This window comes from Cryobacterium sp. GrIS_2_6, from assembly GCF_035984545.1.
Classification (GTDB): domain Bacteria; phylum Actinomycetota; class Actinomycetes; order Actinomycetales; family Microbacteriaceae; genus Cryobacterium.
Genome location: NZ_JAXCHP010000001.1, coordinates 1197029 through 1217833 on the forward strand (window position 1 = coordinate 1197029; position 20805 = coordinate 1217833).

14 protein-coding genes and 1 tRNA gene are annotated in these 20805 nt (G+C 67.3%); 9 read left to right on the forward strand and 6 right to left on the reverse strand.

All coding sequences use genetic code 11. The annotated features are described in order from the left end of the window. Positions 1-50: 50 nt before the first annotated feature. Positions 51-3623 (forward strand): methionine synthase, encoded by a 3573-nt coding sequence (gene metH / locus RCH22_RS06115; protein ID WP_327015467.1) that lies wholly within the window; start codon positions 51-53, stop codon positions 3621-3623. On the opposite strand, the gene RCH22_RS06120 is transcribed toward metH, so the two are convergent. The 4 genes from RCH22_RS06120 to RCH22_RS06135 all read right to left on the reverse strand — a co-directional run bounded on the left by RCH22_RS06120 (position 3511) and on the right by RCH22_RS06135 (position 8217). Then, the gene (locus RCH22_RS06120) at positions 3511-4431 is read right to left on the reverse strand and encodes an ECF transporter S component (RefSeq protein WP_327013188.1); all 921 of its coding nucleotides are present in this window, start codon (positions 4429-4431) and stop codon (positions 3511-3513) included. The two genes, metH and RCH22_RS06120, sit on opposite strands and share 113 nt — an antisense overlap. Continuing rightward, positions 4428-6536: an ATP-binding cassette domain-containing protein gene (locus tag RCH22_RS06125; protein ID WP_327013189.1), complete on the reverse strand. Its 2109-nt coding sequence runs from the start codon at positions 6534-6536 to the stop codon at positions 4428-4430. Before RCH22_RS06125 ends, RCH22_RS06120 begins: the two co-directional genes overlap by 4 nt. A gap of 13 nt (positions 6537-6549) precedes the next feature. Further along, positions 6550-7089, reverse strand: coding sequence for a hypothetical protein (locus tag RCH22_RS06130; RefSeq protein ID WP_327013190.1), 540 nt, complete (start codon positions 7087-7089; stop codon positions 6550-6552). 99 nt (positions 7090-7188) lie between these two features. Further along, a complete protein-coding gene (locus tag RCH22_RS06135; RefSeq protein WP_327013191.1) occupies positions 7189-8217 on the reverse strand; it encodes a glutathione S-transferase C-terminal domain-containing protein in 1029 nt (342 codons plus the stop codon). A 111-nt stretch (positions 8218-8328) separates the two neighbouring features. On the opposite strand from RCH22_RS06135, the gene RCH22_RS06140 reads away from it, so the two are divergent. The 3 genes from RCH22_RS06140 to RCH22_RS06150 all read left to right on the forward strand — a co-directional run bounded on the left by RCH22_RS06140 (position 8329) and on the right by RCH22_RS06150 (position 12705). Next, the gene (locus RCH22_RS06140; RefSeq protein WP_327013192.1) at positions 8329-10566 is read left to right on the forward strand and encodes a glycoside hydrolase domain-containing protein; all 2238 of its coding nucleotides are present in this window, start codon (positions 8329-8331) and stop codon (positions 10564-10566) included. Beyond that, complete coding sequence (locus RCH22_RS06145) at positions 10563-11852, forward strand: glycosyltransferase (RefSeq protein WP_327013193.1); 1290 nt, start codon at positions 10563-10565, stop codon at positions 11850-11852. The genes RCH22_RS06140 and RCH22_RS06145 overlap by 4 nt, the downstream gene beginning before the upstream one ends. Positions 11853-12462: 610 nt before the next feature. After that, positions 12463-12705 (forward strand): hypothetical protein, encoded by a 243-nt coding sequence (locus RCH22_RS06150; protein ID WP_327013194.1) that lies wholly within the window; start codon positions 12463-12465, stop codon positions 12703-12705. Between the two features lie 51 nt (positions 12706-12756). Here RCH22_RS06150 and RCH22_RS06155 read toward each other — a convergent pair. Next, positions 12757-12842: transfer RNA gene (locus tag RCH22_RS06155), tRNA-Leu, on the reverse strand. A gap of 38 nt (positions 12843-12880) precedes the next feature. On the opposite strand from RCH22_RS06155, the gene RCH22_RS06160 reads away from it, so the two are divergent. Continuing rightward, positions 12881-13486: an ANTAR domain-containing response regulator gene (locus tag RCH22_RS06160; protein ID WP_134366651.1), complete on the forward strand. Its 606-nt coding sequence runs from the start codon at positions 12881-12883 to the stop codon at positions 13484-13486. Positions 13487-13568: 82 nt separating this feature from the next. Here RCH22_RS06160 and RCH22_RS06165 read toward each other — a convergent pair whose 3' ends face one another. Then, entirely contained in the window at positions 13569-13994 is a 426-nt protein-coding gene (locus RCH22_RS06165) for a hotdog fold thioesterase (protein WP_327013195.1), read from the reverse strand. Positions 13995-14047: 53 nt separating this feature from the next. Between RCH22_RS06165 and polA the strand changes: the two genes are divergently transcribed. From polA to coaE, 4 genes are all read left to right on the forward strand, one after another. Beyond that, a complete protein-coding gene (polA, locus tag RCH22_RS06170) occupies positions 14048-16720 on the forward strand; it encodes a DNA polymerase I (RefSeq protein WP_327013196.1) in 2673 nt (890 codons plus the stop codon). A gap of 53 nt (positions 16721-16773) precedes the next feature. After that, positions 16774-18450 carry a DUF885 domain-containing protein gene (locus RCH22_RS06175; protein WP_327013197.1) on the forward strand — a complete coding sequence of 559 codons (1677 nt, stop codon included), beginning with the start codon at positions 16774-16776 and terminating at the stop codon, positions 18448-18450. A 169-nt stretch (positions 18451-18619) separates the two neighbouring features. Further along, complete coding sequence (gene rpsA, locus RCH22_RS06180; protein WP_327013198.1) at positions 18620-20077, forward strand: 30S ribosomal protein S1; 1458 nt, start codon at positions 18620-18622, stop codon at positions 20075-20077. A gap of 85 nt (positions 20078-20162) precedes the next feature. Beyond that, positions 20163-20801, forward strand: a complete 639-nt coding sequence (coaE, locus tag RCH22_RS06185; RefSeq protein WP_327013199.1) for a dephospho-CoA kinase — start codon at positions 20163-20165, stop codon at positions 20799-20801. The last annotated feature ends 4 nt before the right edge of the window (positions 20802-20805 follow it).

A 20805-nucleotide genomic window follows, 5' to 3' on the forward strand; every position in this document is an offset into this window, starting at 1 on the left:
AACTGACAGTGAGATCCGATGCCGTGCAGCACCCCGAATTCGCGGATGCCATGCGCCCGGCCCGGTCGCAGGCCCTGCTCGACACGATGAAGGAACGGGTCGTCATCGCCGACGGCGCCATGGGGACGATGCTGCAGGAGCACAACCCCACCCTCGAGGACTACCAGCAGCTCGAGGGCTGCAACGAGATCCTGAACGTGAGCCGTCCCGACATGATCGAGGCGATCCACGGCGCGTACCTCGACACCGGCATCGACGCCGTCGAGAGCAACACCTTCGGAGCCAACTGGTCGAACCTCTCCGACTACGACATCGAGGACCGCATCGAGGAACTCGCGAGGCTCGGCGCGGCGATCGCCAGGAAGAGCGTCGAGAACTACGAGGCCAGGGACGGCCGGGTGCGCTGGGTGCTCGGTTCGATGGGGCCGGGCACCAAGCTCCCGAGCCTCGGCCACACCACATACGCCCACCTCAAGGCGACATTCGCCGAGCAGGCCGTCGGTCTGATCCGGGGAGGAGCCGACGCCTTCCTGATCGAGACCTCCCAGGACCTGCTGCAGACCAAGTCCGCGGTGAACGGCTGTAAGCAGGCCATCGCGGAGACCGGCATCCGCCTGCCGATCTTCGTCGAGGTGACCGTGGAGACCACCGGCACCATGCTGATGGGGAGTGAGATCGGGGCGGCACTCACGGCGCTCGAACCCCTCGGCATCGACGCGATCGGCCTGAACTGCGCCACCGGTCCGACAGAGATGAGCGAACATCTGCGCCATCTCGCCCGCTACTCGCACGTTCCGGTGATGTGTATGCCGAACGCCGGCCTGCCGATGCTCACGTCAACGGGGGCCAGCTACCCGCTCACACCGGACCAGCTCGCGACGGCGCACGAACAGTTCGTCAAGGAGTTCGGGCTGGGCCTCGTCGGCGGATGCTGCGGGACGACTCCCGCGCACATGCGCGCGGTCGTCGATCGCCTGCGCGGCGCCCTCGTCAGTACGCGCACGATAGAAGAGGACTCCGGCGTCGCGAGCCTGTACCAGCACGTCAGCTTCGACCAGGACAGTGCCTTCCTCGCGATCGGGGAGCGTACGAACGCGAACGGCTCCCGGGCATTCCGCGACGCCATGCTCGAGGAACGCTGGGACGACTGCGTCGACATCGCACGCGCCCAGGTCCGCGACGGCGCCCACCTGCTCGACGTCTGCATCGACTACGTCGGGCGGGACGGCGTCGCGGACATCCGGCAGGTCGTCTCCCGGCTCGCGAGCGCCTCGACCCTGCCGCTCGTCGTCGACTCCACGGAGCCCGCGGTGTTGCAGGCGGGCATGGAACTCATCGGCGGACGCCCGGTCGTGAACTCGGTCAACTTCGAGGACGGCGAGGGCCCCGCCAGTCGCTTCGGCCGGATCATGCCGCTCGTCAAGGAACACGGGGCCGCCGTGATCGCCCTCACCATCGACGAGGAGGGCCAGGCCCGCACCGCAGAGCACAAGGTACGCATCGCAACCAGGCTCGTCGAGACCCTCGTGAACGACTGGGGGATGCGGGTCGAAGACATCATCGTGGACGCCCTGACCTTCCCGATCGCCACGGGCCAGGAGGAGACCCGCAGGGACGGGATAGAGACGATCGACGCGATCCGGCAGATCAAGGCGAAGTATCCCGGCATCCACACCACGCTCGGCGTCTCGAATGTGTCCTTCGGGCTGAACCCCGCGGCCAGGTCGGTGCTCAACTCCGTGTTCCTGCACGAGGCGACAGCGGCCGGGCTCGACTCCGCCATCGTCAACTCGGCCAAGATCGTTCCGCTCGCCTCGGTGCCGGACGACCGCCGTAAGGTGGCGCTGGACCTGGTCTGGGATCGCCGCGAGTACGACGTCGACGGCAACCTGACCTACGACCCACTGGCCGCGCTCCTCGACCTGTTCGCCGGTGTCGACTCTGCCGCGCTGAAGGACGAGCGCGCGGCCGAGCTCGCAGCCCTGCCGGTCGGCGAGCGCCTCGAGCGACGCATCATCGACGGAGAGGCCAAGGGGCTCGAGGCCGACCTCGACCTCGCCCGCGCCGGAGGGATGAGCGCCCTCGACATCGTCAACGTGCACCTGCTCGCCGGCATGCAGATCGTCGGCGCCCGGTTCGGCAGCGGAGAGATGCAGCTGCCGTTCGTGCTGCAGTCCGCCGAGGTGATGAAGGCCGCTGTCGCGCTCCTCGAGCCGCACATGGAGAAGTCGGAGGCTGCGGGCAAGGGCACGATGGTGCTCGCGACCGTGCGCGGCGACGTGCACGACATCGGCAAGAACCTCGTGGACATCATCCTGACCAACAACGGTTACGACGTCGTCAACATCGGGATCAAGAAGACGATCAATGAGATCATCGCAGTGGCGGAGGAGCACAACGCCGACGTGATCGGCATGAGCGGACTGCTCGTCAAGTCCACGGTCGTGATGAAGGAGAACCTGCTCGAGCTGAACAACCGGGGGCTCGCAAAGAAGTGGCCCGTGATCCTCGGCGGCGCAGCCCTCACCCGCGCCTACGTCGAGGAAGACCTCGCCGGCCTGTTCGCAGGGCAGGTGCGGTACGCCAGGGACGCCTTCGAGGGCCTCAAGCTGATGGAGCCGCTCGTGGCCATCGCCCGCGGCGCAGACCCGGCATCCGTCGGCCTGCCGCCGCTGAAACAACGCATCCACAAGCGCAGCCTGCTCACCGTCACCGAGCCGGACGCCATGCCGGTGCGCAGCGACGTGGCCGCAGACAACCCGGTGCCCGTTCCGCCGTTCTGGGGGACCAGGATCGTTAAGGGCGTCGCCCTCGCCGAGTACTCGGCGTTCCTCGACGAGCGGGCAACCTTCATGGGCCAGTGGGGCCTCAAGCCCAGCCGTGCGGAAGACGGCGCCAGTTACCAGGAACTCGTCGACACCGAGGGCAGGCCGCGGCTGCGGTACTGGCTCGACCGGATCCTCGCGGAGGGCATGCTCGACGCTTCCGTCGCGTACGGCTACTTCCCCGCATACAGCGAGGGCAACGACCTTGTGGTGCTGCACCACGGCGACGACCCGGACGGACGCCTCGGCACGCCCGGCCTGCTCGCGCCCGACGGCGGTTCCGGCGGAGCGGTCGGCACCGAACGGTTGCGATTCTCCTTCCCGCGCCAGAGACGGGACCGGCACCTGTGCCTGGCCGACTTCGTCCGTCCGCGCGAGTCCGGGCAGGTCGACGTCGTGGCCCTCCAGCTCGTCACGGCCGGCGCCAACGTCGACAGCGTGACCGCGAAGCTCTTCGCCGCGAACAAGTACCGCGACTACCTGGAGCTGAACGGTCTCACCATGCAGCTCACCGAGTCCCTCGCCGAGTACTGGCACGCTCGCGTGCGCTCAGAGCTCGGCCTCGGCGCCGAGGACCCGGCGGACGTGGCCGGCATGTTCAAGCTCGAATACCGCGGCGCCCGCTTCTCGCTCGGCTATCCGGCCTGCCCCGAGATGGAGGACCGCCGCAAGGTCGTCGAACTGCTCAGGCCCGAGCGGATGGGAGTCGTGCTGTCCGAGGAGCTGCAGCTTCATCCGGAGCAGTCGACGGATGCCTTCGTGTTCCATCACCCGGAAGCGAAGTACTTCTCGGTCTAGCGTCGCGCGGCGATGGCGCGCGCCGGCCGCCGGGCAGTTTCGCCCGGCGCAGGGCGGCGAGGGCCGCGGGGCCGACCAGGCAGATGCCGAGCACGGTCGTGACGGCGCGCACCGTGTCCCAGGTCAGCGTCGACGTCACGAGCGAGTAGAGGCCGAAGGAGGCCAGGTTCGTACCCAGGGACGCTCCGGGGGAATAGGAGATGCCGGTCCCCGCGCCAACGGCGAACGGCCAGAACCACAGGTTCATCACGAGCCCGAACAGGTAGGACGCGACGACGCCGTACCCGGCCAGGAGCGCGATCTCGAGGCGTGCCCTGGCACGCGGGCCGAGTCGCCCACCGGCTCGCACGCGCGGCAGCAGCGCTGCGCCGGCGCCGACCCAGCCGCAGGCGAACATCTGGAACGGGGTCCACGGCCCGAACCCGCCCCAGAGCACCGAAGACACGGCGATGGTCAGCAGCCCGAGCAGCAACCCGAACCGGGCACCGTAGACCCGTCCGGCCAGGATCAGCAGGATGAACACGGCCTCGACACCGCCGACGCCCGTGCCCGCGATCCGGACCGCCGCTCCCACTGCCGCGAGCACCCCGAGCAAGGCCACCGTCTTCGCGGTGTACATCTCGCGGTCCACCACGAGGGCGAGCGCGACGATCACGGCGGGCACGAGGGCGAACGCGACGAACGGAACGGCGCCCTGCGCGTCCCGGGGGACGGCGGTCGCGAACAGCGGCCAGCCGAAACCCGCGGCGGCGAGCACGCTGCCACCCCACAATACAGCGGATGTCCACCGACCGCTGCGGCGCTTCACGGCGTCACCCGCATGTCCCGGCCCGGAGTTCCGACAGCTGAGGCCGGGCCCGGCGCCCCGGCGCCGACGTGCGCCTGGGCAACCAGGCACCCCGCCTCGAGGTGCAGGGTCCGGGTGGCGAAAAACCGGGAGAAGTCGTGGTCGTGCGTCGCGAACAGCACCGCGGATTCCGGGCTGGACGCGCGTTGCAGCGCCGTGCCCACGAGCCAACGGGCTGCGGCGTCGAGGCCTCGGGTCGGCTCGTCGACGAGCAGCAGGGCAGGGGTGGCCGCGAGCTGGATCGCGATCGCGAGGCAGAGCCGCTGGCCCGCCGACAGGTCCCGCGGGTGACGCTCGAGAAGGGGGGCTGCTGCGGCGGAGTCGTGCCCCAGAAGCCGCGCGAACGTCCTGGCGGTGGATCCCGGGGCGAGGCCCGCGATTCCCGCCGCGCGTCGTCCCGCTCGTCGCCGCGTCGACCGGTCACTGCGGCGGCATTCGTCTGCAACCGTCGTTGCGAAGAACAGGTCGTCGAAATTCTCCGGAACGAGCGCGACCGCCCGGCGCCGGTTCCTCCTGTGCATGGCCGAAACATCCTGCCCGGCGACGATCACTGTGCCGTGGGTCGACGGCAGCGCGAGCGCGTTCAGGAGGCTGCTCTTGCCCGCGCCGTTCCGGCCATCGAGGGCGACGATCTGGCCGGCTGCAATCTCGAGTGACACCGCGTCGACGACGGTCCGGTCGCCGTATCGAACCGTCAGCCGACGGATGCCGGCGAGCGGCTTTCCGGCGTCCGGCACCGCGGCGCGCAGCCCGGCCTCCGACTCCGATTCGGGACTCAGGCGGTGACCGGCCCGTGCGTTCCCGCTCGGGGAGCTGCGGTCGCCGACCCGGTTCGGCGGCTGATCACCCGGAGGCAGCATGCGCGCGCGGTGGCCGTCGAGCACGAGCCAGGCATCCGCGATCATTTCGAACTCGCGGTTGTTGTGCTCGGCGACCACGACGCAGACTCCGGCCTCGTGGGCCAGCCTGTCGAACACCCGGAGGACCCTCTCCCTCACCTCGGTGTCGAGTTCGGCGAGCGGTTCGTCGACGAGCAGCAGGACCGGCCGGCAGATCAGGGCGCCGCCGAGGGACACGAGGGTGGCCTCCCCAGCTGAGAGTGCCGAGACGGGGCGACCCAATAACGGCGTGATGCCGAGTTGCGCGGCCACCTCCCGCACCCGCTGCTCCACGATCACCGCGGCGACCCCGCGCACGGTGAGGGCGAAGCCGATCTCCTCGTCCACGGTCTCCGCGACGAAGGACAGCCGCACGTTCTGGGGCACCATGCCGACGAAACCGGCCGTGTCGCGCGGGGGAGTCTCGGCCCTGTCGACGCCGCCGATCTCGATCCGGCCGTGCTGGCGGCCGCCGTGGAAGTGCTGGAACAGCCCGCTCATCGCCTGGAGCAGGCCGGACTTGCCCGAACCGGTCGGTCCGACGACGACCGTGAGGGTGCCGGGGGCGAGAGCGAGGTCGAGGTGCTCGAGGCGCCAGTCCCCGTCGAAATCGAGCGCGGCATCCGCCATGACGATGGGCCGGTCACAGGCGACGTCGACGGTCCCGACGGCCCCGACGGACGCGAACCCTCGCGCCTCCATCGATGCAGCGAGGGCGAGGGCACGCTCGATGGTCTGCTCGAACACCGGGACGAGCAGGGCCGCCACGGTGCGCTCACCCCGGAGGGCAGCGGCCAGGCGGACGCGCCTGACCGAGTCCAGGAGCGCGGGAAACGTGGCCCACGCGATCACGAGCGCGCGGGAGACCGTGCGCAGCGGCCCGCGCCTTGCGCCGCGGGCGAACAGGCGGCTCACGTCGATCAGCGCGTTGAGCACCCCGAACACGAGGATCACGGCCGCGACCGGGAGCGCGCTCAGCGCCGCGTTCCCGATGCCGCCGGTCGTGACAGGTCCGAACAGCACGACGGGACTGAACGGTCCGGCGAGGGGGACCCGGGGCAGGTCGAGCAGCACCAGCCCCGTGCCCCCGCCGCCGCCGAAGAGCGCCCGGTATCCGATCCGAAGCACCACGAATCCGAGCGCGAAGAGTACGGCCGCGCGGAGGGGGGCCAGGCGGAAACGGAACACCGGGTTCGGAGTCCTAGTTGCCGGGCGTCGGGGTCTCGGTGCCGGTGGTGAACACGAGGCCGAGGGACTGGCCGGGCGTCACCTGGAGGCTCCCGAGGCCCTCCTGGGCGTACTCCCAGGCCGCGCCAGGGGTCGGCTGGATCCAGAGCGCCCAGTACGCGTAAGCGGGCGCCATCGACTGGCACGATTCGACGAACGGCGCCTGGCCCGTCACCGTGACGGTCTCGTCGGCGGCCGGGCGTCCGTTGACCCGGCAGACGACCTGGTCGCCGTACTGGACGGTTCCCTCGGTCGAGACCGCCGCGGACTTCATGACGGCGCTTGCAGCGATCGTGGTCGTCGTCGCAACACAGTCGGTGATCTTCGGTGCGGCGAGGGTGCCGAAATCGACGACGACCCTCACCCCGGCGCAGGCGGCATCAGAGGCTGAGCTCGTGGCCGCTGGGGTGGTTGCCGTTCCGGGTGTGTCGGATGGCGTTGTGGCGCCGATGGAGCACCCGCTGAGCGCAAGCGCTCCGAGCAGGGTGAGTGTGGCGAGTATCGGCGTCTTCATGCCCCCCAGAATACTGAGCGGCAAGCCGGAATCGGAATTCGTCAGACGCGCAGGGTCATCGTGCCGGAGGATGCCCGCGGTGCCGTCGCCGGGCCAGAGTCACAGCGCCGGCACCCGCTCGGTCCCGAGGGGAGGCCCCGGCGGGGTGCCGTCGCCGAACGGACGCCCGCCCAGGGCCTCGCGACCGGACGGTTCGAGCCAGCCACGGGCATCCGGCCCCTTCGGGACGATGCCGCTCGGATTGATGTCGCTGTGGGTGACGTAATAGTGCCGCTTGATCTGCTCGAAGTCGATCGTGTCGCCGAATCCCGGCGTCTGGAAGAGGTCCCTCGCGTATGCCCACAGGACGGGCATCTCGCTGAGCTTGTCGCGGTTGCACTTGAAGTGGCCGTGATACACGGCGTCGAACCGTGCGAGCGTGGTGAAGAGCCGGATGTCGGCTTCGGTGATCGTGTCGCCGACGAGGTAGCGCTGGGTCGCGAGGCGCTCCTCGAGCCAGTCCAGACGGGCGAAGAGGGCGTCGTATGCCCGCTCGTAGGACTTCTGGCTGCCGGCGAAGCCGCACTTGTAGACGCCGTTGTTGACGTCATGGAAGACCAGGTCGGCGACCTCGTCGATCTCGGCGCGATGCTCGACCGGATACAGATCGGGAGCACCCTCACGGTGATACTCCACCCATTCGGTTTCGAAGTCGATCGTGATCTGCGGATAGTTGTTGGTGACGACCCGTCCGCTCGGAATGTCCACAATCGCGGGAACGGTGATGCCGCGCGGGTAATCCGGGAATCTCGCGAAATAGGCCTGCTGGAGCCGTGCAATGCCGAGCACCGGGTCAACGGCGCCGGGATCGAGGTCGAAGGTCCAGCTGTTCTTGTCGTGCGTCGGTCCGGGCAGGCCCAGCGAGATGACCTCCTCCAGCCCGAGCAGGCGCCGGACGATCGCCGTCCGGTTCGCCCACGGGCACGCCCGCGCGGCCACGAGCCGGTACCGGCCGGGCTCGACAGGCCAGCCATCACGAGCCTCCCGGGTGATGCGGTCCTCGACGTAATGGGTGTCGCGATCGAAGGGCTGTCCCGGTTCGATGTAGCTCGGCGTCAGGTCTGCGCCCGCGGGCTCTGGGGTAGTCATCCCCCAACGGTAGCGGCGGCGCGAGAATTTACCTCGCGGTAACGGAGTCGCGTCCTCTTCGACGCGGTGCAGCGGCTACTCTCCGAGGAAGGCACTCAGAGGAGATACTGCATGATCGGTCGCGTTGACCCGTTTATCGGCACCGAGGTTACGAACCTTCCTCCCCAGACCGGCCTCGCCGCCACCTGGTGGTGGCCGAAGCCCCAGATCGGGAACACGCACCCTGGCGCCACCTACCCGCTCGGGATGGTATCGGCCTGCGCGTATTCGGGGGCCTATCCGACGGGGTACGGCCGGTACGACCTCTCGCTCGAGGGCATCCCGCCCCTCCTGCACGAGCGTCACCTCGCTTCGGGATTCGCGCACTTCCAGCAGTCCGGTACCGGCGCCATCCGCAAGTACTACAACTATTTCCGCGTCACACCGATGATCGAACCGCTCGACGTGCTCGGCCGGACGTGGGAGCTGACCGACGAACAGGCCGAGCCGGGCTGGTATTCAGGAACCCTCGACTCCGGCATCACCGCAGAGCTCACCGTCGGGCCGAAGAGTGCGGTGCACCGGTACACCTTTCCCGCACATTCCAAGGCGCGGGTGGTCATCGACTTCTCACACGGTGGCCTGTCGATTCCGTACGGCGCCACGATCCCGGTGCGGGCCCACCTCGAGTGTCTTGAGCCCGGAGTCGCGAGCGGGGAGATCGTGGTAGAAGGCGCCCCTCTGTCGGTGTACATCGAGTGCGACAACCCCCAGTGGCGTCAGATGCTCTGGTACGACAGACGCCTGATGCCCGGCGGGACCCGGCTCGACTTCGACCACATCCGCCCGACGACCTTGCGCCCGTTCGGCCTGATGTGGGCCGGTCCGAGCGAGGAGGGCCAGACGATCGAGCTGCGGATCGGATTCTCCCTGCGGGGCGTCGACCAGGCCAAGCGCAACCTCGAGGCGGATTGCGGAACCGGACCGGCGCAGTTCACGCCCCGCCGCGAGCGCACCCAGAAGGTCTGGCGCAAAAAGCTCAAGGGCATCACGGTCAGGACACCGTCCGCCGCTCGCCAGACGGTGTTCTCGACGGCGCTCTACCACGCCCTGATCAAGCCCTGCCTGGCTCCGTCGGAGAGCCCGTTCTGGCCGACGGACGGACCGTTCGTCTTCGACATCAGTACGATGTGGGACATCTACCGCACCCAGCTTCCCCTGATCACCGCGCTGATGCCGGAACGAGCGGTCGAGCTGGCGAACGCAATGATCACCATCTCGGAGGAGGAGGGCAACTTCCCCATCGGGTACCGGATGGCCCGCGGAAGCGACCGTTTCTCACGGCAGGCGAGTGCTCTCGCCCACACCTTCCTCTCCGACCTGTGCCAGCTCGGCCTCCCCGGCATCGACTGGGACTGGGCCCTCGTGCACATGTCCGACGACCTGCGCCGCACCTACGGCGAGGAGTTCCTGGTCCACGGGGAGGCGCATCCGATCAGCCACACCCTCGACCTCGCATTCGGATACTGGTGCACCGCGAAGGTCGCCGGGCACGTCGGCGACAAGGCCCTCGTCGAGCAGTTCGTCGCCCTCGCTGAGCGCTGGGTGAACGCGTACGACCCGGTCACCGGTCTTCTGAAGGACTCCACGTACTACGAGGGCACCCGGCACAACTACTCGTTCCGGCTGGTGCAGGACATGGCTGCCCGCATCGCCCTGAGCGGAGGGGCCGAGCGGTTCATCGCCCAGCTCGACGAGTTCTTCGGCTACGGCGCCGAGCCCGTGAAGCAGCTCGTCCGGGGCTCCGGCCCGGAGGAAGTCATCGCCGGCTACCGACTTGGCCGATTCGAGGGACTCAACAACGAGCCCGACATGGAAGCGCCGTGGTCGTACCACTACGTAGGCCGGCCGGACCGCACGGCCGAGATCGTGCACAACATCGTGCATCAGCAGTTCGGCACCGGTCGTGGAGGGCTGCCAGGAAACGACGACTCCGGCGGGCTCAGTTCCTGGTTCGTCTGGGCCTCACTCGGGCTGTTCCCGGTTGCCGGCCAGAACATCTTCCTCGTCAATGCGCCCTCCTTCGAGAAGTCGACGTTCTCTGTCGGTAAGCACTCGTTCACCATCCGTACTCGTGGATTCATTGAACCGACACCGGGCGGACCCGTACAGTATGTGCAGGCTATGGAATTCAACGGGGAACCGCTCGGGCGCACCTGGCTCAGTGGAAATGAATTCCACGCCGGTGGCGAACTCGTCGTGGAGTTGGGGCCTGAGCCGAGCAGCTGGGGAACGACGGACTTCCCACCCTCAACGCCATCATCCTTGTCACCATCACGAGCGTCACGATCCACGGGAGAGACACCATGAATTCTGTTGAGAACCGGCTCGTCATCGTCGTCAGGGCCGATCCGGTCATCTGCGGCCACTCCGTCGAAGCGCGTAATCTCGCGGAGACCGCGCTCGAGCGCGGCTTCGACGAGGTGCGCATCGTGACGTGGCCGATCGACAAACTCCAGGCCTCCGGGCTGCCGCTCAAGCCGCTCGATTCCGTGCTGCCGTACAGCCCCGGGATCTTCGTCGACCGGCCCGCACCGGTCGGGGACTACAAAGTGCTCGACGGGCGCCACCTTGCCGGGGTCACCGGCCGGCTGATCGAGCTGTTCACTGACGGGGTGCCGACGGTCTGCCTCTCGCTCTACCTCACGCCGCACACACTCGCGGTCTCCGACGCCGTGCGCGCTGCCTGGGGGACCGGGCTGCCCGTCAACGTGACCACGATCGCGGAAGCCGTGGGTTCGGACGTCACGAATGTCGTGCGCACCGCGGTCAATGAGGGACGATTCGGCGCCGCCGCGCACATCCTGTCGAGCTATCTCAGCCAGGACTATTGCGTCGCCGTTTCCGAGTACACCCGGCAGCTCATCATCACCGAGGCCGAACTCGTCGACCAGCACCACGGCACCCGCTACGCGGCCCAGTGCCGCGAACGGATCACGATCTCCTACCCGGCGATCGACGCCGACTCCTATCTGCACCTCGACGAGGGCGTGACGGACGACGTTCTCACCACCCGCGGCCTCGAACGCGACGGTTACATCCTGTTCCTCTCCCGCCTCACCGCGGCGAAGGGCGTCGACGATCTCATCGCCGGTTACGCGATCAGCGCGGCCAGCCAGGACAAGATCCTCGTGATCGCGGGCCGCGGCCCGCAGTCCGAAGCACTCCGGGCCATCGCGGCGGCCTCACCGCTCGCCGATCGCATCCGGTTCCTCGACGACGTCGGCGATGCGGAGAAGCCGTACCTGATGGCGGGATGCGCCGCCTTCGTTCTTCCGAGCAAGCCGCGGCCGGAGTTCGTGGAGACGTTCGGCATCGCTTTGGCTGAGAAGATGCTGGCCGGCGGCGGTCCCGTGATCACCACCGTCACCGGAGGCATCGGCGAAGCCGTTGGCGACCACGCCCTGATCATCCCCGTCGAGGACCCGCAGGCGATCGCCGAGGCCATCGACCGCGCAATTCTCGAGACCACGGCTGAGGAGCGCAGGGACTGGGCTGACCGTGCGCGCGAGTATGCGATGCAGTTCGACCGTCGCAACGTCTTCGACCGGATGTTCGCCCCGCTGCGCGACACCGCCGAGGTGCCGCACCCGTAGGAGCGAAGCCGGCGGTCAGACCAGCCGCGGTGCGAAACCGCCGAGTCTGAAACGTCGCTGAGGTTCGTGCCTTTGCTGGTGAGCAGTATGGGTTCCTGTTCGGGGTCGACTCCGGGTGGTGGGGTGAGCCAGTACTGTCCGGTGTTGTCTCGGGTGATGCCCCAGTGCTCGTTGTGGAGCCGCAAGTGGTCGGCCCGCCAGAGCAGGATGCCGTCGTCGAGGTTGGTCTGGCGGGTGGATGCTCCGGGTCAGTCGGCGGGACCGCCGGAGGCAGTGTCGTTGTCGGTCGGCGCGGAACCATCACTCTGTGACCCGTCGGGGAGTGATTCCGTCTTCTGATGCGTGTCTGGGGTGACCGCCGAGTTGTGTCCGATGTTCCTCAGCGCTCTTCCTTTATTCACGGCGCATCGCAGACGAATCGACTGCACTGGTCGCGCAGTGCATGCAGAAAGCGTTTTGACGACAAATGCCCGGTCAAATTCAGAAGAATACTTTTGAACCCGAATCGATTCTGGTGTATTCATGAAGGCAGATTCCAACCCCGATTGAAATAACCGAGGAGTGCATGATGAAAAGTCTCTGGGCGTCTGTGCAAGGAGATCCCGCGTTCATGCGGAAGGTCAACGGGTGGCTCACGATCTTATGGATCGTGATGATTCCCATTTCGCTGGTCACCCATTGGGTGGACAGCGTCGTCTACGTTTCGGCATTGTCTTTGTGGGCACTCGTGTCTGGCCATTGGTCGGCGTGGCAGGCCGCCCGCGTCGAGGTCAAACAGCAGGAAGACATTCCCGGCGAAGTCGTTGAGGCAATCGTGTCCAAAACAATGATCGAACCGCTCCCCGCCGACTAGGAGCAGAACGAGGAAATCGAACCGGCCGGGGACGCCCTGGCCGACCTGTGTTGGTACCGGTGGTGGGACTCGAACCCACACGTCCTCTCGAACAAAGCATTTTGAGTGCTCCGCGTCTGCCATTCCGCCACACCGGCTCACAACACCTGGATCAGAATACCGTAGGCTTTGACCCGTGACTGACCAAGATTCAACCCCAGTACCTCCTCGCCGTGTTGTCGTGGCCGAGGATGAGTCCCTCATTCGTCTCGACATCGTCGAAATCCTTCGTGACGCCGGATTCGAGGTGGTCGGCGAGGCCGGCGACGGCGAAACCGCTGTCGCCCTGGCGACCGAGCTGCGACCCGACCTGGTGATCATGGACGTCAAGATGCCGCACCTCGACGGCATCTCGGCCGCTGAGCGGATCACCAAGGCGCACATCGCCCCGGTCGTCCTCCTCACCGCGTTCAGCCAGAAGGAACTGGTCGAGCGGGCGACGGAGGCCGGCGCACTCGCATACGTCGTCAAGCCGTTCACCCCGAACGACCTGCTGCCCGCGATCGAAATCGCGTTGTCCCGTTACAGCCAGATCATCACCCTCGAAGCCGAGGTCGCCGACCTGGTCGAGCGCTTCGAAACCCGCAAGCTCGTCGACCGGGCCAAGGGCCTGCTCAACGAGAAGATGGGCCTCACCGAGCCGGAGTCGTTCCGCTGGATCCAGAAGGCGTCGATGGATCGCCGCCTCACGATGCACGACGTAGCCCAGGCGATCATCGAGCAGCTCTCCGCCAAGAAATAGCACCACTGCACAGACGAAAGGCCGGTCCGGTCAATGACGACCGGGCCCGCCTTTGTCGCGTGTGAACGGCGTGCGTGACAGATCAGGCGATGCCGGGGCGGTCGGTGATCAGGTTCGTGATCCGGATCGTCGAGCAGCGCCTGCCTTGATCGTCCTCGATCTCAATCGAGTGCGTCGTCAGGGTGCGTCCGAGGTGGATCGGCGTGCAGATCCCGGTCACCCAGCCGCTCGTCGCCGAGCGGGTGTGCGTCGCGTTGATTTCGATGCCGACGGCGAGCTTGCCCGGTCCTGCGTGCAGGTTTGCGGACATCGACCCGAGGCTCTCGCCGAGCACCACGAAGGCGCCCCCGTGCAGGAGCATGGCCGGCTGGGTATTGCCGAACACGGGCATCCGTGCCACCGCCCGCTCGAGGCTGAACTCGAGGAATTCGATGCCCATCTTGTCGGCGAGGGCCCCGCCGCCGCGCTGCTGCACCCAGCTGAGGGTGTCTTCGGTCTTCTGGGTCATGGTCACCTTGGATAGGGCCCTGCGCCGTCGGACGACGCTTGTAGGCTGTCTGTGTGTCGGATTCCGAAAAGCCTACCCTGATGATCATCGACGGCCATTCACTGGCCTACCGGGCGTTCCATGCGCTCCCGGTCGACAGTTTCCAGACCCGGGACGGCCAGCACACCAACGGCATCCACGGGTTCATTTCGATGCTGCTGAGCCTGCTGCGCACCGAGAACCCCTCGCACATCGCCGTCGCTTTCGATATCTCGCGAGCCTCCTTCCGCACCCGCGAATACCCCGAATACAAGGGAACCCGGGCGAGCACCCCTCCGGAATTCAAAGGTCAGGTGCCGCTCCTGCAGGAGGCCCTCGCGGCCATGAACATCACGACCATCACGAAGGAAGACTTCGAGGCGGACGACATCCTCGCGACCCTGTCCGTCCGCGGAACCGCGGAGGGCTACCACGTCTTCGTCGTCTCCGGCGACCGGGATTCGATCCAGCTCGTCAACGACAACGTGACCCTGCTCTACCCGGCGAGCCAGGGCGTCTCGGCGCTCACCCGGTACGACCCGGCACGTGTGCGCGAGAAATACGGCATCGATCCGGCCCAGTATCCCGATGTCGCGGCCCTCGTCGGCGAGACGAGCGACAACCTGATCGGCATCAGCAAGGTCGGCGAGAAGACCGCCGTCAAGTGGCTCGGCCTCTACGGCAGCCTTGACGGCATCCTCGAACACGCGGACGAGATCAAGGGTGTCGTCGGCAACAACCTGCGCGAGCAGAAGGAGAACGCGATCCGCAATCGCCGCCTCAACCGGCTCGTGACCGACCTCGACCTCCCCGTCGAACTGCCCGACCTCGTCCGCGCCCCGATCAGCGAAGCCGCCGTGCGGGAGATCTTCGGTCGCCTCGAGTTCAAGAACCTGCTCGAGCGCGTGATCAAGCTCGAGGGCGGCGCGGACGAGTCAGGCGCGACCGTGGTGCCGGTCGAGCGCGATGATGTGCCCACCGCGCCGGTCGCCATGGACCTCCTCCACGAGGAGCTGGACGCCTGGCTCACCCGGGTTATCGCGACCAATCCGGGCGGACTCGGCCTCCAGGTCGAGGTGCAGGACGGCAAGGCGATCGGCTTCGGGGTGTCCGGGCTCGAGGAGTCCGTGAATCTTCCGTGGCAGCCGGGACGCACGGATTACCTGCCCTTCGAGGACTGGCTCGCGAGCGACGCTCCCAAGATCATGCACGACGCCAAGCACCAGCTCAAGGCCCTGCGCCGCAGCGGCCTCGGCTTTGGTGGGCTCGTCACCGACACCCTCGTAGCCGCCTGGCTGCTGCGCCCGGGCGGGCCCGACAAGACCCTCGCCGACCTCGTCACCCGCTACCTCGACGAGACGCTCCCGGTCGCGGATCCCAACCAGCTGGTGCCGGACGAGTCGGAGTCGGGCGGCGTGCCCACCGAGGCCTGGTACGCATACCGGCTTTCGGCCGCGCTCGGGGCCTTGCTCGACCCGGGATCCCAGTCCGTGCTGACCGACATTGAGATGCCGACCCTGCTGACGCTCGTCGACATGGAACTCACCGGCGTCGCCGTGTCACACGAGGAGCTGTCCGTCCTGTCGGCCCAGCTCGGCGAGAGGGCGGCGGAGTACGCGGCGGGAGCGTTCGCCGAGATCGGCCGCGAGGTCAACCTCGGCTCGCCCAAGCAACTCCAGGAGGTCCTGTTCGAGCAGCTGGGCATGCCGAAGACCCGCGCGAACAAGACCGGATACACGACGGATGCCGGCGCCCTCGCCGATCTTCAGGCGAGCAACCCGCATCCCTTCCTCGGTCTCCTCCTGCAGCACAGGGACGCGACCAAGCTCCGCCAGATCGTCGAGACCCTTGACAAGGCGATCGACGCGACCGGGCGCATCCACACCACCTACGTGCAGATCGGCACTGCCACAGGCCGGATCTCCTCGGCCGATCCGAACCTTCAGAACATCCCCGTGCGCACCGAGGAAGGCCGGCGGATCCGGGCAGCCTTCCACTCCCGCCCGGGCGCCGAGTGCCTGCTGACGGCCGACTACTCCCAGATCGAGATGCGCATCATGGCGCACCTCTCCGAGGACGCCGGGCTGATCGAGGCCTTCAACGCCGGAGAAGACCTGCACCGCTTCGTCGGCGCATCCGTCTTCGGGGTCACGCCGGAGGAGGTCACGAACGAGATGCGCAGCAAGGTCAAGGCCATGTCCTACGGTCTCGCGTATGGGCTGAGTGCATTCGGTCTCTCCAAGCAGCTCCGGATCGACCAGAAGGAAGCCCGTCAGCTCATCACGGACTACTTCGCCCGGTTCGGCGCTGTGCGCGACTACCTGCGGCACGTCGTCGAACAGGCCAAGGTCGACGGGTATACCGCGACGATCTTCGGGCGCCGCCGCCCGTTCCCCGAACTGCACAGTTCCAACCGCGTGCTCAGGGAGAACGCGGAGCGGGCTGCGCTCAACGCGCCGATCCAGGGCTCGGCCGCCGACATCATGAAGATCGCAATGAACAACATCGCGGAGGACATGCTCGAGGAAGGCCTCGAGTCCCAGATGATGCTCCAGGTGCACGACGAATTGATCTTCGAGGTCGCCCCCGGCGAGTGGGACGCTCTCCGCACCGTCGTCACGCACCGGATGGAGACCGCCGCTGCGCTGCTCGTGCCCCTGGACGTGCAGGTCGGCAGGGGCGCGAACTGGGACGCTGCGGCGCACTGAGGTCCCGGCTCGCTCCCTGTGTCGCTGCCGGTACGGTGATCTAGGCTCGCTCCATGAGCCAAGACACCGTGCGTACGCCCACAGAGATTGATGCGATCGCCGAAGACTGGGTCGATACCCTCGTCGACCTCGATCCCACGATCGGCACCTACATCGGCCGCAGCGTGGGCGCCGACCGGTATGGCGACTACTCTCCGGCGGGCCTGGAACGGCACCGCCTCGCGTCTCTTGCCACGATCAGGCGCCTCGATGCCGCCGTCGTCGTCGACGCGGTCGACGAGGTCACCCGCACGGATCTGCGCAGCGAACTCGCCCTCGGCGTCGAGAGCGCCGATGCGGGCCTGCCGCTTCGGGACCTGAACAATCTCGCCTCGCCCGCGCAGGACATCCGCGCGGCCTTCGACCTGATGCCGACGGAAACCGTCGAGGACTGGCGCACCATCTCCACGCGGCTCGGCGCCGTGCCCGAGGCCGTCGCGGGTTACATCGAGACCCTGCGCCTCGGCATCCGCGAAGGCATCATGCCCGCGAAGCGCCAGGTGCGCGAGGTCGCAGTTCAGGCACGTCGGCACGCGGCGAAGACGGGCTTCTTCGCCACGCTCGCCGCGGAGGCGAGTCCCGTGACGGGCAGCCTGCCCGCGAGTCTCGCGACCGACCTCGGGTCCGGCGCCCGCGCCGCCGCCGCCGCATACTCCGCGCTGGCCGCCTTCCTCGGCGACGAGCTCGAACGGTCCGCGCCAGAGGCGGATGCGGTCGGCCGGGAGATCTATGCGCTCCAGTCCCGCCGGTTCCTCGGTGCCGCCGTCGACCTCGACGAAACTTACGAGTGGGGGATCGAGGAACTCGCCAGGATGGTCGCGGAGCAGGAGGGTATCGCCAGGCAGATTCTCCCGGGAGCGAGCGTGCAGGAGGCCATCGCCCACCTCGACGCCGACCAGAGCCGCACCCTGCACGGCACGGCGGCCTTGCAACGCTGGATGCAGGAGACGAGCGACCGCGCCGTCGCCGAACTGTCGGTCAGTCACTTCGACATCCCCCAGGAGATCCGCGCGCTCGAGTGCCTGATCGCCCCGACGCAGGACGGCGGCGTGTACTACACCGGGCCGAGCGACGACTTCTCCAGGCCGGGCCGGATGTGGTGGTCGGTTCCGGCAGGCGTCACCGAGTTCTCCACCTGGCGCGAACTGTCGACCGTCTATCACGAGGGTGTTCCGGGTCACCACCTGCAGATCGGACAGGCGGTGCACAACCGCGGCATCCTGAACACCTGGCGTCGCCATCTCGCAGGCACGTCAGGGCACGCAGAGGGCTGGGCGCTCTACGCCGAACGCCTGATGAGCGAGCTCGGCTACCTCGACGACCCGGCCGACCGTCTCGGCATGCTCGACGGCCAGCGGATGCGCGCCGCCCGCGTCGTGATCGACATCGGCGTGCACCTCGGCAAGACCCTGCCGGATGGAAGCGGCGCCTGGACGGCCGAGCATGCCTTCGACTTCTTCCGCCGCAACGCGAACGTCGACGAGAGCACGGTGCAGTTCGAAGTCAACCGGTACCTCGGCTGGCCGGGACAGGCGCCCTCGTACAAGATCGGCCAGCGCATCTGGGAGGAACTCCGCGACGCCAGCAAGGCCAGGGAGGGTGCGGCGTTCTCGATCAAGGATTTCCACAGGCGAGCCCTCGACCTCGGCGGCGTCGGCCTCGACACCCTCCGCGCGGCGCTGCTGTCCTGACGTCTCTCCGGGTACACGACGTGATACGCGGATGTTGCCGGTGGCCCCTGCAAACAGCTAAGCTTGACTGTCACGTTTGTGACGAACTATCCGCTGCCATGCGCGGAGTCCACAATCCCCACCCGTTCGCGTATGGCCCGACTTATGTCCATCCTGGAGCAACTACTACATGACAATCGCAACGACCGATAGGGCACCTAAGCAGGTCGCCATCAACGACATTGGATCTGCTGAAGACTTTCTTGCCGCGGTCGAAAAGACTCTGAAATTCTTCAACGACGGAGACCTCATCGAGGGCATCGTTGTGAAGATCGACCGCGACGAGGTCCTCCTCGACGTGGGTTACAAGACCGAGGGCGTCATTCCCTCCCGCGAACTTTCCATCAAGCACGACGTTGACCCTTCCGAGGTTGTCAAGGTCGGCGACCTGGTCGAGGCCCTTGTTCTCCAGAAGGAAGACAAAGAAGGCCGCCTCATCCTCTCGAAGAAGCGCGCCCAGTACGAACGTGCGTGGGGCGACGTCGAGAAGATCAAGGAATCCGATGGCGTTGTCACCGGTTCGGTCATCGAGGTCGTCAAGGGCGGGCTCATCGTCGACATCGGCCTCCGTGGCTTCCTGCCGGCCTCGCTCATCGAGCTTCGCCGCGTTCGCGACCTGACCCCGTACCTGGGCCAGGAGATCGAAGCGAAGATCCTCGAGCTCGACAAGAACCGCAACAACGTTGTGCTGTCCCGTCGTGCCCTGCTCGAGCAGACGCAGTCCGAGAGCCGCACCACGTTCCTCAACAACCTCCAGAAGGGACAGGTCCGCAAGGGCGTCGTCTCCTCGATCGTCAACTTCGGTGCGTTCGTCGACCTTGGTGGCGTTGACGGCCTGGTTCACGTCTCCGAACTCAGCTGGAAGCACATCGAGCACGCCAGCGAGGTTGTCGAGGTCGGCCAGGAAGTCACCGTCGAGATCCTCGAGGTCGACCTCGAGCGCGAGCGCGTGTCGCTGTCGCTCAAGGCCACCCAGGAAGACCCGTGGCAGGTCTTCGCCCGCACCCACGCCATCGGCCAGGTTGCACCGGGCAAGGTCACCAAGCTCGTCCCCTTCGGCGCGTTCGTTCGCGTTGCAGAGGGCATCGAGGGCCTGGTCCACATCAGCGAACTCTCCGGCAAGCACGTCGAGCTCGCTGAGCAGGTCGTTTCGGTCGGCGACGAGGTCTTCGTCAAGGTCATCGACATCGACCTCGAGCGTCGCCGCATCTCGCTGAGCCTCAAGCAGGCCAACGAGGGTGTCGACCCCGAGGGCACCGAGTTCGACCCGGCGCTCTACGGAATGCTCACCGAGTACGACGACCAGGGCAACTACAAGTACCCCGAGGGCTTCGACCCGGAGACCAACGAGTGGCGCGAAGGCTTCGAAAACCAGCGCGAGAAGTGGGAGCAGGACTACGCTGCAGCCCAGGCTCGCTGGGAAGCACACAAGAAGCAGGTCGCGTCCGCGAACGACGAGATCATCGCTGTCGGCGACGTTCCCTCCGCAGCTGGCAACTCGTTCTCGAGCGAGACGGCCGGAGCCGGAACGCTTGCTGACGACGAGGCACTCGCCGCGCTGCGCGAGAAGCTCAGCAGCAACAACTAGCAGAACCAGCACCACCAGAACCGGCCGGACCCTTCGGGGCCCGGCCGGTTTTCTGCGCCCTGGCCACATCGGTAGCATTGCCGGGGTGTACCTCATTGGACTGACCGGCGGGATCGCATCCGGCAAGAGCACCGTTGCGAGCGCCCTCGCGGAATATGGGGCCGTCGTCGTCGATGCGGATCGCCTCGCCCGCGAGGTCGTCGAACCCGGCACCCCCGTCCTGGCGGCGATCGCGACGGAGTTCGGCACCGCTCTTGTCGCACCGGACGGTGCGCTGGACCGGCAGGCGCTCGGAGCGATCGTTTTCGGCGACCCGGCAGCGCTGGCCCGGCTCAACGCGATCGTGCACCCCGCCGTGCGGTCGCTCACGAACGAACGCATCCGTGCAGCGGGGCTGGCGAATCCCTCGGCTGTGGTCGTCTACGACGTACCCCTTCTGGTCGAGGCGGCCGTCGAGCATTGGTTCGACCTCGTTGTCGTCACCCAGGCGACTCCGGAGACCCGGATGCAACGGATGGTCGACCTGCGCCGGATGAGCCAGGAGGACGCGGCCCAGCGCATCCGCAACCAGGCCGATGATGCCGAACGGCTTGCGATCGCGGACGTCGTGATCGACACCGACGGCACCCTCGAAGACACCCTGCGACAGGTCGACGAGCTGTGGGAACGAGTGCGGAGCGCCGGAAGCTCTGCGGGCACCGAGAGTGTCGGTGGTCGAATCTAGACTG